Genomic DNA, 14,056 nt, shown 5'->3' on the forward strand with positions numbered 1-14,056 from the left:
CCTCAGTCCGCGGCGAGTTTTTGGAGGAGGTGGACGAGGGTTTGTTGTTCGGTGGGGGTTAGGTGGGCCAGTTGGGTGGTGACGACCTCGCGGCGTTTTTCGCGGAGGGTGGTGAGGAGTTGGCGGCCGGTGGGGGTCAGGTCGACGAGGGTGGCGCGGCGGTCGTGGGGGTCGGGGTGGCGGGCTACCAGGGCGGCCTCCTCCAGGTCGTCGACCACTGAGGTGGCCGAGCGGGGGACGATGCCGAGTTGGGCGGCGAGCTCGCTCAGGCGGAGGGCGTGGCCGGCTTGGTCGAGGGTGCGGAGGACCCGGAACTGGCCGTGGGTGACCGGCTCTCCGAATCCGGCCCGGGACGCGCGGCGCTGCCGTCTGACGATCCCGTCCAGCAGGGCGGCGATCTGTTCCGCCGTCGTCTCAGCCACATCCATCCCCAAAGCCTAGGCCGTCCCACGCCTACCGCACTTGGCACCGCACAGCGGGGAACAAACCGCCCGCTTGTGAGGTTAGCTCATAGTGAGTTAACCTCAGTATATTCCGACACGAGAGGATCTGTATGTCGCAGATGTCTGGACTGCCGGGTGGGGGAGCAGGCGGTGGCCGGGCGATGCGCTCGCTGCTGAAGGACTCCTCCGTCCGGCATCACAAGTTGACCGCCGGCACGCTCCGGCGGATTCTCGGGTTCGCCCGGCCGTACCGCGCTTTCCTGGCCGTCTTCCTGGTGCTCGTCGCGTTCGACGCCGGCACCGGTGCGGTCACCCCGCTGCTGTTCCGGGCGATCATCGACAAAGGCATCGTGCCTGGGCATGCCCAGGTCGTTGTCTGGCTGGCGCTGGTGGTTGCCGCGCTGGCACTGGCCAACGGCGCGATCACCCTGGCCGAGCGGTGGTTCTCCTCCCGGATCGGTGAGGGGCTCGTCTACGACCTCCGGACGGCGGTGTTCGACCACGTGCAGCAGCTCCCGGTGGCGTTCTTCAGCCGCACGCAGACCGGCGCGCTGATCCAGCGGCTCAACGGCGACGTGCTCGGCGCGCAGCAGGCCTTCACCTCGACGCTGTCCAACGTGGTCAGCAACCTGCTCAGCGTCACGCTCGTCCTGACCGCGATGTTCGTCATGTCCTGGCAGATCACCCTGCTCGCTCTCGTCGTCCTCCCACTCTTCGTGATCCCGGCCCGGCTGCTCGCCGGCAAGCTCCGGGAGATCACCTCCGAGACCTACAAGCTGAACGCGACGATGGCGCAGACGATGACCGAGCGGTTCAACGTCGCCGGTGCCGTGCTGGCCAAGATCTTCGGCCGCACCCAGGACGCCTCGAAGGACTTCGCCGGCAAGGCTGCGCAGGTCCGCGACATCGGCGTCACCACCGCGATGTACGGCGGTGTCTTCCGCGTCTCGCTCACGCTGGTCGCCTCGCTCGCGGTCGCCCTGGTGTACGGCGTCGGCGGCGTCTTCGCGGTGGAAGGTGCCCTCGGCATCGGTACGGTCGTCGCGCTGACGGCGTACCTGAACCGCCTCTACGGTCCGCTCACCGCGCTGTCCAACATCCAGGTCGACATCATGACTACGCTGGTCAGCTTCGAGCGGGTGCTCGAGGTTCTCGACCTCCCGCCGATGGTTGCCGACCGCAAGGATGCGAAGGAGCTGCCGGCCGAGCTGGTGCCGTCGATCGACTTCGAGCATGTCTCGTTCCACTACCCGTCCGCGTCGGAGGTCTCGCTCGCGTCGCTCGAGTCGGTCGCAAAGCTCTCGGCCGAGACCGGCGAGAACGTGCTGAAGGATGTCTCGTTCAGCGTCGAACCCGGCCAGATGGTCGCCGTCGTCGGCCCGTCCGGCGCCGGGAAGAGCACGCTGTCGTCCCTGGTTCCCCGGATGTACGACGTCACCGGCGGAGCCGTGCTGGTCGGCGGTCACGACGTCCGCGAGGTCACGCAGAACTCGTTGCGTGCCGCGATCGGCGTGGTGACCCAGGACTCGCACATGTACCACGACACGATCCGCGCCAACCTGCTGTTCGCCCGGCCGGACGCCACCGAGGCCGAGTTGCACGAGGCGCTCGAGGCCGCGCAGATCGCGACCCTGGTCGACAGCCTGCCCGACGGGCTCGACACCGTGGTCGGCGATCGCGGGTACCGCTTGTCCGGCGGCGAACGGCAGCGGCTCGCGATCGCCCGGCTGCTGCTCAAGTCCCCGTCGATCGTCATCCTCGACGAAGCCACCGCGCACCTGGACTCCGAGTCCGAGGCCGCGGTCCAGACCGCGCTGGCCAACGCGTTGGTCGGCCGTACGTCGCTGGTGATCGCGCACCGCCTCTCGACGATCCGCAACGCCGACGTGATCCTCGTCCTCGCCGACGGCGAGATCCGCGAACGCGGCACCCACGACGAGCTCCTGGCCGCCGACGGCCTGTACGCCGACCTCTACGCCACCCAGTTCGCCAAAGCCGCCTGATGGACACCGGGTCGCGGCCCGGACGGGACTCGGGAGAGGATCAGGTCCATGAGAGATCGGATGACTGGGTCAGCGACCGAGCTGGTGTACGACGGGCCGGCGGTGGACTGGTTGGCGGCGTTGCCGCTGGGGAACGGGCGGATCGGGGCGATGTGCTTCGGCGATCCGGTACACGAGCGGATCGCCCTGAACGACGAGACCTTGTGGTCGGGGAGCCCGGAGACCACCAGGCGGCTGTCGAGGCCGGCCGGGGCGCACGGGGCTGAGGCGCTCCAGCGCGTGCGGGAGGCGGTTGCGGCGGGCGACGTACGGACGGCCGAGGAGCTGGCCGCCGGGTTCCACAGTGGGTACTCGCAGGCCTACATGCCGCTCGGTGACATACTGATCGACTTCGAGGTGGACGGCGAGGTCACCCGCTACAACCGGCGGCTGGACCTGGACACCGCGGTTGCGCGGGCGTCCTACGAGGTGGGCGGGGTCGAGGTCTGGCAGGAAGTCTTCGTCAGCGCGCCGGCGCAGGCAATGGTCCTACGTCTTGGCGCCTCTGAGCCACTCAAAGTCACGTTCCGGCTGACCAGCCAGCTACGGGCGACCACGGAAGCGGTGGGGGAGGACGGGCTGGCGCTCCTGGTGACCTGTCCGTCGTCCGTCGCGCCACCACACGCGAGCGTGGACGAGCCCGTGCAGTACTCCGACGGCGACGGTCGGGGCATGAATGCGGCCGTCGTACTGCGAGCGCAGGCGGATGGATCGCTCCAGACCTCAGCCGATGCGCTCACGGTCAGCGGTGCTACGGAAGTGCTGCTCGTCTTGTCGACCAGTACTGGGTACGAGGGGCCTCTCGCTGCACCGACCCGTTCGCAGCAAGCATGTCGTGATGCAGCCGAATCGACAGTGGACGAAGTACTGCGCCGCTCACCCAGTGATGTGTTGGAAGAGCACGTTGCTGATCATCAGGAGCTGTTCCGGCGGTCAGTCCTCGCGCTTCCGGCGCAGAGCGAGGCGACGACCGACGTACGGCTGCGGGAGGCGGGAGACGACCCGGGGCTCGCGGCGTTGATCTACAACTTCGGGCGGTATCTGATGATCGCCGGGTCCAGGCCCGGCGGACTGCCGACCAACCTGCAAGGGATCTGGAACGAGCACCTCCGGCCGCCGTGGAGCAGCAACTACACGGTCAACATCAACACCGAGATGAACTACTGGCCCGCCGAGACCACGTCCCTCGCCGAGTGCCACGAACCGCTGCTCCGGTACGTCAAGGATCTCGCCGAAGCAGGTCGCCGTACCGCCCAGGAGCTGTACGGCTGCCGCGGCTGGGCCGCGCACCACAACGCCGACGCCTGGTGCTGGACCGCGCCCGTGGACGGCAACCCCAAGTGGTCCAACTGGCCCATGGCCGGTGTCTGGCTGTGCCGCCACCTCTGGGACCACTACGCGTTCACCAACGACCGCGACTATCTCGCCGAGGCCTGGCCGGTGCTGCGCGGGGCCGCCGAGTTCTGCCTTGACTGGCTGGTCGAGCTCCCGGACGGATCCCTCGGTACGTCGCCCTCGACCTCCCCCGAGAACGAGTACGTCGCCGCCGACGGCCAACCCGCCTCGGTCACCACGTCCGCGACCATGGACCTGTCGCTGATCGCCGACCTCTTCGACCGCTGCGCCCAGACCGCCGCCGAGCTAGACCTGAATGACCCGCTCGTCGACGACATCCAAGCGGCCCGCAAACGCATCCCGGCCCCCAAGATTGGTAGCCGAGGGCAACTACAAGAGTGGCTCGAGGACCTCCCCGAGGCCGAACCTCTGCATCGGCACACCTCGCACCTGATCGGCCTGCACCCCGGCGACCAGATCACGCCGGACGGTACGCCGGAGCTCGCCGCGGCCGCCGCCCGTACCCTCGAGCTCCGCGGCACCAAGTCCACCGGCTGGTCGCTGGCCTGGCGGATCTCGCTCTGGGCCAGGCTGCGCAACGGCGAGGCCGCGCACCGCCTCGTCCGCGAGCTCCTCACTCCGGCGTCGGACAACGGGACGGACTACGTCGGCGACGGCTCCGGTCTGTACCCGAACCTGCTCTGCGCCCATCCGCCGTTCCAGATCGACGGCAACTACGGCGCCACCGCCGGCATCGCGGAGCTCCTGCTCCAGAGCCACACCGGGGAGCTCGACCTGCTCCCCGCGCTGCCGGCGGCTTGGCCCGAGGGCAGCATCACCGGTCTCCGTGCCCGCGGCGGCGTCCGCGTCGACCTGACCTGGTCGGCCGCCGGCGTCACCGCCGTACTCACCGCCGACCGCGATCAAACCGTGTCAGTCCGTCACGGTGCAGATCGCGAGCTGGTCTCTCTGACCGAGGGAATCCCCCACACAATGACGCGGGCGCAGTAGAGGGGTCAGGTCACGTCGCGGACGTGCAGAACGGTGCCGTTCTCCAGGTCGCGGTCGAGGAGCGACCAGATCGTGCGGGCGACGGTCTCGGGTTTGGCGAGCTTGCCCTGCGCCGCCAGCTCCCGGAACCGGGCCGCCGCCGGCACCTGGTCGTCGTTGCAGGCGCGCAACTCCGCTTGCATGGCGGTGTCGACCGAGCCCGGTGACACCGAGATGACCCGGCAGCCGCTACGTCGGCGCCGTTGCTCGAGCCCGACCGTGCGCACCCACTGGTCGATCGCGGCCTTGCCGGCGCCGTAGGCAGCCTCGCCCTCGTGCGGTCGCCGGGCCGCACCGGAGGACACCATGATCAGGTGCTTCTCGAAGTCGCCGTCGGACACCGCGCTCAGGAACGACTGCCCGAGGATCTGCGCCGCGGCCGAGTTGAGCATCACGTTCCGGATGTACTGGTCGGTGTCCACCCGGTCGGCCGGTCCGAGCGGTGTCAGCGTGCCCGCGTTGTGTACGAACACCACCAGCTCGGGGTCAGCGGCTTCGATCCGTTGCCGGAAATCCTTCTCCACGACGGGCCAGGCGCCCGGATCGGCCAGGTCGACCGCGACGTGCGCGGCACCCGGCGCGCCGCCACGGCGCGAGATGTCCACGAGTTCGGCGCTGTCGAACGGGATGGTCGCCGCAAGTGCGGCTCCCAACCCGGCCGAAGCGCCCGAGATCCAGACCAGGACCCGGCGCAACGGAATCATCGCCAACTCCACCCCGCGCACAGGCAAAAATCCGGCATCATGCAGTTCCCCCCTGCAGGCCCCGAGAACAGTTTCCGTCTCCCCTTGTCCAGCAGAGTACGTCCTGATCCCCGCGGAACGTACCCCTGTCGGCGTTTCCGGACAAAAACCTGTCGGTTGCCCCGAGCACCCTCAGCGAATGCTCAGCAACCGCAAGGATTGCTGGGAATTCACACGTCGTTCAAACCCCGAAAACGCGTCCATATCCCACCGGTCGTGCTCGCGTGGACGCGGCGCGCAACAAACCCCGGAGCAGCGCGGAGTTGGCCGTGACGACCGGTCTGCGCAGCTCGTCCTCGAGCGCGGCGATCACCCCGACCGCGCGGAAGCCGTTACCACCGACGAACACCGCCTCCGCGTCCCGCGGAGTGTTCGCCGCGATCCAGCTGAACAACTCTGACGGACAGATGCTGCGTTGGTTACTGGGCAGGTCACACGGTTGGTGCAGGACGACGTCGAAGTCCTGCGCGGCAAAGTAGTCCGCACCCATCTCGTCCAGTACCGCATCGAACCACGGCGGACTGAACACCGCGAGACGATCGACCCGCAGCGCCCGGAAGCCGTCAACCGCGGCAGCACCCGGAGACACCACCGGAATACCGCCGGTGAGTTTCGCGAGCCGCTCGTTGACCTCGCGCTCACCGTCCGGACCCAGCACGTACGACGAACTCGTGAAGCCGATGCCGATCGCCTGCACCGGCGCCGCCGCGAGCAAGGCCGTCGCCTCGTCGATCGCCGGCGGTTCGACGAATGCCCGGACCGGGGCGAGCGGGATGGTCGGATCCATCTGTCCGCCCATCGCCATCGCGCCGAACGGGACACGCGTTGCGTGCACGCGGACACCTTCCGGTGCCATCGCCTGCAGTTCCGACTCGGGTCCGACATCGGCGTGCGGGATCAGCACCCCGATCCGCGCTCGAACGTCCCAGCCGTCTGGTTCCCACATAGGCCCCTCCTTCCCCGTGGAAATGAGTGTGCAACGGCGATCGTCGCGTCGGTAGCCTCGGGAGGTGGCTGATTGGGAGTGGGACCCGACGTTGTACGCCGGCAGCGCTGAGCACTACGCGGTGGGACGGATGGCTTACCCTGCGGCGCTGGCCGCTGCCCTGAAAGCCGAGCTTGGTCTGGACGGAGGCGGCCGATTGCTGGATGTCGGCTGTGGGCCTGGATCGCTGACCCTGCTGCTCGCACCCTTGTTCGCGGAGGCGATCGGGGTCGATGCCGACGCGGACATGGTCGCGGTGGCGGCGAAGCGGTCAACTCTGAGCAATGTGACCTGGCGACAGCTGCGCGCCGAGGAGCTCCCGGCGGATCTCGGGAGCTTCCGGGTGGTGTCGTTCGCGCAGTCCTTCCACTGGATGAATCGCGAACTGGTGGCGGACCGGGTGCGCGGGATGCTGACGCCCGACGGAGCCTGGGTGCACGTCGGCGCGACCACGCACCGCGGTCTCGACGGCAGTCACGACCTCCCGCACCCGCGGCCGCCGTGGGACGAGATCGACCGGCTGGTCACGCAGTACCTCGGTCCGGTACGGCGTGCGGGGCAAGGGCCCGTGCCGGTCTGGTCGGAGCGCAGCGAGGAGGACGTGATGCGCGCGGCCGGGTACCGCGGGCCGACCCGGTTGGTGGTCGGAGGCAACGAAATCGAAGACCGCAGCATCGACGGCATCGTCGCGTCGGTGTTCTCGTTGTCCGGTTCGGCACCGCACCACTTCGGCGCCAATCTGCAGGCCTTCGAGACCGACCTCCGCGAGCTGCTCACCAAGGCCTCCGACCGGGGCCGGTTCTCCGAGCAGCGCCGCGAGATCGAAGCCGTCATCTGGCGCTGAGCCGGCACTGATCCAGCGATGATCCAGCGATGATCCAGCGATGATCCGGTGCCGGAACCGCCGCAGCGGCCGCGGATCAGGATCCGCGGCCGCCGGCGGGGTGTGTCAGTTGTCGATGTCGTCGTCCTGGCCGTCCAGCTTGTCGAGCTGGTCCTTGGCCATGTCGCCGCCCTGGTCGATCTTGTCGCCGTACTTGCCGCCGGTCTTCTCGTCGGCGAAGTCGCCGGCCTTGTCGACGCCCTCGCCGATCTGGTCACCGTGCTCGTCGACCGCGTCGGTGGCCTTGTCCTTCAGGTTGTCGAACATACCCATCGTGATTCCCCGTTCCGTCGATGGTTGCCTGAACTACCTAACGCCCCCTGCGTACCCAATCGCGCGAACTTCACACCCGGCTTCAGCCGGCAAACGGATTCCGGTCTGCCTGCACCGCGGGCAGCATGGTCTCGGCGAACCGGGCGTACAGCGTGCGCTGGAACATCGGCCCGAAACTGATCCGCGCCACCCCGCGCGCGGTGTAGTCGGCGATCGAGTGCGCGCCGGCGCCGTACCCGACGTTCACCGGGCCCGGGATCCCCTCCACCAGCGTGCCGATCACGTCGAGATCGCCCACCCCGATCGGATAGACACAGTCTGCGCCCGCCGCGAGGTACTGCGTCGCTCGGTCGATCGCCGCCGCCGTGTCGCCGGCGCCACGAATGAACAGGTCGATGCGCGCGTTGATCACCAACGCATCCCCGGCCGCGGCTCGCACAGCGGCCAGGAAGTCGGCCTGCTCGGCCGGATCGACCATCGAACCGATGGCCGGATCCGAGTCCTCGAGGTTGAGACCGACCGCACCGGTCGCGGTAAACCGCTCAACCAGCTCGGCCGGCGCGAGCCGGTAGCCGCGCTCGAAGTCCACGGTCACCGGGACCGAGACCGACCGGGCGATCCCGGCCGCGGCCGCCAGTACGGCGTCGACGGGTGCTTCCTCGCCGTCGTCGTACCCGAGAATCGCCGCCGTCGCGTTGCTGCTGGTCGCGACCGCGGGGAACCCGGCGGCCTCGACCAGCCGGGCCGAGGCCGCGTCCCAGGCGTTGGGTACGACGAGCGGCTTGCCGGGCACGTGCAGGTCCCGGAGGGTGCTTGCGAGTGACATCACGAACTCCTACAGATCAGGGGCAGCCCGAAGGCCGGGAACAAAGCAGGTTGATGAAACGCCATCACGGCCGAGACCCCGGCCGTGGTCAGCGTCAGCACCTTGATCGAGTGCGCGTGGTACGCGCCGTCCTTGCCGGCCAGGTACTGCGCGAAGGCCGGTTGCCCGTTCGCCGACGTCTCGGTGAACAACCGGTGGTTCGGACCCGGCCGCAGCTTCGCGTCGAGCAGCCGCAGTACGTCGCGGCGCCCGGCGAACCAGGTCGGGATCGGCGGCATCTCCCACCGCGCGTCCGCGGTGAACAGCCCTTCCAGTACGGCGAGATCCTTCGACACCATCGCCGCGGAGAACTGGTCCAGCATCGCCCGCCGCAACGGTTCGTCCGGTTCGCTCAGCTCGTCCTCGCGCGGCCGGAGCCGGGCCAGTTCGGCCCGCGCCCGCTGCAGCGAGCTGTTGACCGCGGTTGTCGTTGTCTCCAGCAACGAAGCGACGTCGGCCGCCGGCCAGGTCAGCACCTCGCGAAGGATCAGCACGGCGCGCTGCCGCGGCGGCAAGTGTTGCATCGCCGCAACCATCGCCAGCCGCACGCTCTCCCGGTCGCCGACCACCGTGGCCGGATCGGCGCCCAGCAACTGATCCGGGAACGGCTCCAGCCACGGCACCTCGAGGGCCTCCGCGTGCAGGTCCTCCGGATCGTTGCCGGGGGCACCGAGCGCTGACGGGACCACCCGCCGGCTGCTGTGCTGCAGGAAGTTCAGGCAGACGTTGGTCGCGATCCGGTACAGCCAGGTCCGGATCGATGACCGGCCCTCGAAGTCCTTCAGCCCGCGCCACGCGCGCAGGTAGCTCTCCTGCACCGCGTCCTCGGCATCGTGCAGCGACCCGAGCATCCGGTAGCAGTGCGCCACCAGCTCCCCGCGGAGCAGCGCGAACTCCTCTTCGAGGTTCATCCGACTCCTTCCACCACCTTCACCGCGTCCGGTGCGCCGGTACGGCGGCGGCGAGCAGCGACACCGAGGCCGGACAGCGCTCCGAGGAACGACAGTACGCCGCCACCGGCGATAGCTCGGGTGAATCCGTCACCGCCGTACCCACCGGCCGCCGCGAACACTGCGCCGAGGATGGCGACGCCCGCGACGCCGCCCAACTGCCGGGCCATGCTGTAGATGCCGGAGGCGATCCCGACTGCCTCGCGCGGCAGCGCGACCATGGCCGCGCTCTGGGCCGCCGGCATCGCCAGCGACGTGCCGCAGCCGGTGACGACGAGCGGCAGGATGAGATCGTGGTACTGCGTCCCGCCGCGGCTCAGCCACAGCATGCCGACCGTCTGCAACGCCATACCGAGGATGATCAGCGGGCGTTCACCGACCCGGTCGACCAGCCGCCCTGCGATCGGGCCGACGATGAAGAGGGTCGCGGTCCACGGCAGTAGCTGCAGACCGGCCTTGAACGGTGCTGAGCCGAGCACCGCCTGCATGTACTGCGACAGGAAGAACACTGCGCTGAACAAGGCGGCGCTCAGGAAGAAGCCAGCGGAGTTCGAGGCCGAGAACGAGCCGTTCCGGAAGAAGGCGATCGGGATCATTGCGTGATCCGAGCGACGCTCCCACAGCCCGAACGCCACCAGCAGGACGATGCCTGCCGCATAGGTGCCGAGCACCTCGGCGCTCGTCCACCCGGCCGACGCGCCGCGGACCGTGCCCCAGACCAGGCCGAGCATCGAGAGGCTGATCAGCACCGCACCCATCGGGTCCAGCCGCCGTCCCGGCCCGGTGCTCTCCGGGACCTTCGCCAGGACGAACGCGATCGCCAGCACGCCGATCGGGACGTTGACCCAGAAGATCCACTGCCAGGACAGGCCCTCGGTCACCGCGCCACCGATCATCGGCCCACCGAGGACCGCGATCCCGGTCACGCCGCTGAACACGCCGATCGCCCGCCCGCGCCGCTCCGGCGGGAACGCCGCTCCCAGCAGACTCATCGCCAGCGGCATCACCATCGCCGCTCCGGCGCCCTGCACTGCCCGGGCCGCGATCAGCCCACTCAGCGAGGTCGCCAGCGCGCACGCCACCGACGCCGCGGTGAACACCGCCAACCCCGTCGCATAGGCACGCCGCCGCCCGATCCGGTCGCCGACCGCGGCGGCCGGCATCAACAACATCGCAAAACTCAACGCGTAGGCGTTGACCGTCCACTCCAACTGCTCGGGCGACGCCCCGAGATCCCCTCGAATGGTGGTCAGCGCAGCCGCCACCACCAACACATCCAACGCCACCATGACCGACCCCAGCGAAGTCAGCCCCAATATCCACCGCTCTTGCTTCGTGGTTCGCACAGGTCCTCCAGTTTGCTCTCACCTGTACAGACCACCGCCACCCCCCAAACTCATCGCTCCGATGACCATCAATTAACCCGCCCACCACACCCAGCCTCACCACCGGTCGCGCATCCGCCGCGACCAGCCTTCCCGCCGGGCGCCGGCCGGCCTCATCCCCGGGCACGCATCGCCCGCGGCCGGCCTCATCCCCGGGCATGTATCCGCCGCGGCCAGCCTCATCGCCGAGCGCGCATCCGCCGTTGAGCGGCCATCGCTGCACCCCCGCTCAGCATCACGAGCAGGGTTGCCAGGGACCAACGCCGAAGCACCTGCACTGTGCGGTCCTGGGCCCTCGGGGCAGCTGCTGCCGGTCGGGCGATCGCAAAGTCCGTTGGGGGAGTCACCTTGGTCGGAGTCGGATGTGGAGTGGGAGCCGGGGTTGGCGTGGGCTTGGACGGAGGTGGAGTGCGCGGAGGCGGCAGGACGGCCGGCGCCGTTGGAGTCGGAGAGGGAGTAGGAGCAGGAGTTGGCGTGGGGGTTGGTTTGGTGCTGTGGGTTGGGCTGGGTGTTGGTTTTGGGGGTGGTGTGGGCTTCGGGTGGGTCGTCGGTCGCGGTTTCGGACTTGGCTTGGGCGTGGGACGTGGTGTCGGATGTGGTGTCGGGGGCGGCGGGGTGGTCTCGGTGAGGCAGCCGGCTGCGTCGGAGTTGGCTACGGCCGGCCATGCCGCGAGCTTCGACGACGAGCCGTCGTACCCGATGCGGTAGAGCTCGCTCTGGCGGACGTGACCGGTGTGTGCGGCGTACACAGCTGTCGGCGTGACTACGACCGAGCTGTAGCCGTCCTGCCACGGGATGCCGGGGACCTGAGCGATCTCGTGCACCGAGCCGGAGGCCGGGGACACGGTGACCAGCTTCGCGACGTGGCCCCAGGTAGATATCCCGTAGAGGACGCCGGACGAAGGATCCGCGCCGAAGTCCTCCACCTCGAGGCCCAGGACCGACAGATGGACGGACTGTACGACCTTTCGTTGGGTCAGGTCGACGGTGTAGAGGCGGAGGTGGTCGCGGACATAGAAGCGGCCGCCGACCACTGCACCGGCGATGGGGTCGGCCAGGCCGCCGACTCCGGTGCGAATCGGTCCCAGGTCGGTGACGACCCCGGACCGCGTCATCGAGACGAGGACCGGCTTCCGGAGCAGCCAACCGTCATGATCGCGGGTAGCGATGCCGTAGACGAGGTCCTGGCTGCGCGAGTAGCCCGCAGCCTGGACCTGATACTCGAGCCGCCCGACCTCCGACCGCGCCCCCGACGGCAACTCCACGCGAACCAACCGCGACAACGAATGGAACCCGGACGACTCAAAGTCCAGGAACGAGCACCCCGCAGCAGCAGACGAAGGTACGGCGAACAGGAAGCAGACGACCCCCGACACACTCGCCAGCGCCGCGAGCGACCGCCGTACCTCACCCACTGTCGCTCAATCGCGCCAGCGCGGACAGGAACGCGTCCGGCCCGATGTTGGCGCCGCCGCTGAACGGGTTCTGCAGCTGGTAGATGGCGAACAGCAGCAGTGCGATCGCCCCGGCCAGCATCGACACGATGAATGCGTACGAATACAGGCCCGGCCCGCCGAACATGAACATCAGCGCCACCGACATGACGCTCCCGATCAGGATGGCGAACCACACCACCCCGCTGACGCCGCTGCCACTCGAGTTGAGCCGGTTCTGGCGGGCCTGGTAGACGTTCCAGACCTGGTTCGCCGCCTCGCTGCGGCGGTCCTCCTGACGCTGGCTGGTCGTCTTCGCCTGCTCGACCGTCTTCTGCAGCGACGCGAGCAGGCTCCAGCCCTGGTCGCCGACGTCGCGACCGTCGCGCATCGCCGGCCACTCCCGCTCGGACACCTCGGTCGCGTAGGCACGCGACAGCTGGTGGATCCGGGCCTTGTCCGGCGGTGCGAGCGAGTCGCCGGCCCACTGCACCGCCACCAGCGCGTTCGCCTCGTCGTACGTCGTCTTGCCGGCCGTGTCCATGCCGTCGAAGAGCGAGATCAGCACGAACGCCGCGATCACGACGTTGACCCCACCGACCACCGTGAAGACCTGTCCGGCGACCTCGTTGTTCGCCTCCCGCCCCTCGCGTTGGCGCCACTTCCGCAGGATGACCGCGACGACCGCGGTCACGATCATCACGACGCCGACCCACAGCAGCCCCTCGAAGAACAGACTCATCAATGCCTCACTTCCGGCGGCAACGTGAACCGCAACGTCTCCCTGGTCACCTCGTGCTCGACGATGCGGATAGGTCCCAGCTCCGCGATCCGCTCGATCACCGCGTGCACCAGCGCCGGGGGAGCGGACGCCCCGGCCGTCAGCCCGACCACGCTCACCCCCTCCAGCCACTCCACGGGTACGTCGGTCGCCCGGTCGACCAGGTACGCCGTCGTACCGGTGCGCTGGGCAACTTCCACCAGGCGGCGCGAGTTCGACGAGTTGGCCGATCCGACCACGATCACCAGCTCGGCCTGCTCGGCGATGGTGGCCACCGCGGCCTGCCGGTTGGTGGTCGCGTAACAGATGTCCGCCGTGTCGGGCCCGCGGGCACCGGGAAATTTGTTGCGCAGGGCATCGATCAGCGCAGTGGTCTCGTCCACCGCCAGCGTCGTTTGGGTCAGGTAGGAGATCGGGCCGTCGACCTCCAGCTCGTCCACCTCGGCGAGCTCCGACACCTGCACTGTCTGCTCCGGCGCCTCGCCGAGCGTCCCCTCCACTTCCTCGTGACCGGCGTGCCCGATCAGTACGACGGTGTGCCCGCGGGCGGCGTACCGGCGGGCCTCCTGGTGCACCTTGGTGACCAGGGGACAGGTGGCGTCCACGACGTCCAGTCCGCGCTGCTCGGCGGCCGTGTGGACCGCCGGCGCAACCCCGTGCGCGGAGAAGACGACCGTGGAGCCTTCGGGTACTTCGTCCAGCTCGTCCACGAAGATCGCGCCGCGTGTCTGCAGGTGCTCGACGACGCTGGTGTTGTGGACGATCTGCTTCCGGACGTAGATCGGGCCCGGCCGGGCCGCGAGCAGGCGCTCGACGATCTCGATCGCGCGCTCGACGCCGGCACAGAACGATCTGGGCGCGGCCAGCACGATGGTTCGCGTCATGTTT

13 protein-coding genes are annotated in these 14,056 nt (G+C 69.0%); 3 read left to right on the forward strand and 10 right to left on the reverse strand.

All coding sequences use genetic code 11. The features are described from left to right. Nucleotides 1-2: 2 nt before the first annotated feature. Nucleotides 3-428 (reverse strand): MarR family transcriptional regulator, encoded by a 426-nt coding sequence (locus AB0E69_RS25775; RefSeq protein ID WP_360151003.1) that lies wholly within the window; start codon nt 426-428, stop codon nt 3-5. A 125-nt stretch (nt 429-553) separates the two neighbouring features. Between AB0E69_RS25775 and AB0E69_RS25780 the strand changes: the two genes are divergently transcribed. Both AB0E69_RS25780 and AB0E69_RS25785 read left to right on the forward strand, forming a co-directional pair. Continuing rightward, complete coding sequence (locus tag AB0E69_RS25780; protein ID WP_360151005.1) at nt 554-2,446, forward strand: ABC transporter ATP-binding protein; 1,893 nt, start codon at nt 554-556, stop codon at nt 2,444-2,446. Between the two features lie 60 nt (nt 2,447-2,506). Further along, nucleotides 2,507-4,831 carry a glycoside hydrolase family 95 protein gene (locus AB0E69_RS25785; RefSeq protein WP_360151008.1) on the forward strand — a complete coding sequence of 775 codons (2,325 nt, stop codon included), beginning with the start codon at nt 2,507-2,509 and terminating at the stop codon, nt 4,829-4,831. A gap of 5 nt (nt 4,832-4,836) precedes the next feature. On the opposite strand, the gene AB0E69_RS25790 is transcribed toward AB0E69_RS25785, so the two are convergent. Continuing rightward, on the reverse strand, nt 4,837-5,574 hold the full coding sequence (locus tag AB0E69_RS25790) for an SDR family NAD(P)-dependent oxidoreductase (RefSeq protein ID WP_360151011.1): 738 nt from the start codon (nt 5,572-5,574) through the stop codon (nt 4,837-4,839). Nucleotides 5,575-5,794: 220 nt separating this feature from the next. Further along, a complete protein-coding gene (locus tag AB0E69_RS25795) occupies nt 5,795-6,559 on the reverse strand; it encodes a maleate cis-trans isomerase (RefSeq protein WP_360151014.1) in 765 nt (254 codons plus the stop codon). 64 nt (nt 6,560-6,623) lie between these two features. Here AB0E69_RS25795 and AB0E69_RS25800 point away from each other — a divergent pair, with 64 nt between their 5' ends. Beyond that, complete coding sequence (locus AB0E69_RS25800; RefSeq protein WP_360151017.1) at nt 6,624-7,442, forward strand: methyltransferase domain-containing protein; 819 nt, start codon at nt 6,624-6,626, stop codon at nt 7,440-7,442. Nucleotides 7,443-7,547: 105 nt separating this feature from the next. Here AB0E69_RS25800 and AB0E69_RS25805 read toward each other — a convergent pair whose 3' ends face one another. The 7 genes from AB0E69_RS25805 to ispH all read right to left on the reverse strand — a co-directional run bounded on the left by AB0E69_RS25805 (nt 7,548) and on the right by ispH (nt 14,052). Then, nucleotides 7,548-7,754: an antitoxin gene (locus tag AB0E69_RS25805; protein WP_360151020.1), complete on the reverse strand. Its 207-nt coding sequence runs from the start codon at nt 7,752-7,754 to the stop codon at nt 7,548-7,550. Nucleotides 7,755-7,836: 82 nt separating this feature from the next. Beyond that, entirely contained in the window at nt 7,837-8,580 is a 744-nt protein-coding gene (locus AB0E69_RS25810) for an isocitrate lyase/phosphoenolpyruvate mutase family protein (RefSeq protein WP_360151028.1), read from the reverse strand. Further along, the gene (locus AB0E69_RS25815; RefSeq protein WP_360151031.1) at nt 8,580-9,530 is read right to left on the reverse strand and encodes a sigma-70 family RNA polymerase sigma factor; all 951 of its coding nucleotides are present in this window, start codon (nt 9,528-9,530) and stop codon (nt 8,580-8,582) included. The genes AB0E69_RS25810 and AB0E69_RS25815 overlap by 1 nt, the downstream gene beginning before the upstream one ends. Next, nucleotides 9,527-10,858: a DHA2 family efflux MFS transporter permease subunit gene (locus AB0E69_RS25820; protein WP_360151651.1), complete on the reverse strand. Its 1,332-nt coding sequence runs from the start codon at nt 10,856-10,858 to the stop codon at nt 9,527-9,529. The genes AB0E69_RS25815 and AB0E69_RS25820 overlap by 4 nt, the downstream gene beginning before the upstream one ends. Nucleotides 10,859-11,133: 275 nt before the next feature. Further along, on the reverse strand, nt 11,134-12,369 hold the full coding sequence (locus tag AB0E69_RS25825; protein ID WP_360151034.1) for a hypothetical protein: 1,236 nt from the start codon (nt 12,367-12,369) through the stop codon (nt 11,134-11,136). Further along, entirely contained in the window at nt 12,362-13,129 is a 768-nt protein-coding gene (locus AB0E69_RS25830) for a hypothetical protein (RefSeq protein ID WP_360151037.1), read from the reverse strand. Before AB0E69_RS25830 ends, AB0E69_RS25825 begins: the two co-directional genes overlap by 8 nt. After that, nucleotides 13,129-14,052: a 4-hydroxy-3-methylbut-2-enyl diphosphate reductase gene (ispH, locus tag AB0E69_RS25835; RefSeq protein WP_360151040.1), complete on the reverse strand. Its 924-nt coding sequence runs from the start codon at nt 14,050-14,052 to the stop codon at nt 13,129-13,131. Before ispH ends, AB0E69_RS25830 begins: the two co-directional genes overlap by 1 nt. Nucleotides 14,053-14,056: the final 4 nt, after the last annotated feature.

The sequence above is a fragment of the Kribbella sp. NPDC026611 genome, from assembly GCF_040638345.1.
GTDB lineage: Bacteria > Actinomycetota > Actinomycetes > Propionibacteriales > Kribbellaceae > Kribbella.

What these genes read in the sequence shown, in the direction of transcription:
- AB0E69_RS25775 (WP_360151003.1), bottom strand. Translation starts at nt 428, where the DNA reads ATGGATGTGGCTGAGACGACGGCGGAACAGATCGCCGCCCTGCTGGAC.
- AB0E69_RS25780 (WP_360151005.1), top strand. Translation starts at nt 554, where the DNA reads ATGTCGCAGATGTCTGGACTGCCGGGTGGGGGAGCAGGCGGTGGCCGG.
- AB0E69_RS25785 (WP_360151008.1), top strand. Translation starts at nt 2,507, where the DNA reads ATGACTGGGTCAGCGACCGAGCTGGTGTACGACGGGCCGGCGGTGGAC.
- AB0E69_RS25790 (WP_360151011.1), bottom strand. Translation starts at nt 5,574, where the DNA reads ATGATTCCGTTGCGCCGGGTCCTGGTCTGGATCTCGGGCGCTTCGGCC.
- AB0E69_RS25795 (WP_360151014.1), bottom strand. Translation starts at nt 6,559, where the DNA reads ATGTGGGAACCAGACGGCTGGGACGTTCGAGCGCGGATCGGGGTGCTG.
- AB0E69_RS25805 (WP_360151020.1), bottom strand. Translation starts at nt 7,754, where the DNA reads ATGGGTATGTTCGACAACCTGAAGGACAAGGCCACCGACGCGGTCGAC.
- AB0E69_RS25810 (WP_360151028.1), bottom strand. Translation starts at nt 8,580, where the DNA reads ATGTCACTCGCAAGCACCCTCCGGGACCTGCACGTGCCCGGCAAGCCG.
- AB0E69_RS25815 (WP_360151031.1), bottom strand. Translation starts at nt 9,530, where the DNA reads ATGAACCTCGAAGAGGAGTTCGCGCTGCTCCGCGGGGAGCTGGTGGCG.
- AB0E69_RS25820 (WP_360151651.1), bottom strand. Translation starts at nt 10,858, where the DNA reads ATGGTGGCGTTGGATGTGTTGGTGGTGGCGGCTGCGCTGACCACCATT.
- AB0E69_RS25830 (WP_360151037.1), bottom strand. Translation starts at nt 13,129, where the DNA reads ATGAGTCTGTTCTTCGAGGGGCTGCTGTGGGTCGGCGTCGTGATGATC.
- ispH (WP_360151040.1), bottom strand. Translation starts at nt 14,052, where the DNA reads ATGACGCGAACCATCGTGCTGGCCGCGCCCAGATCGTTCTGTGCCGGC.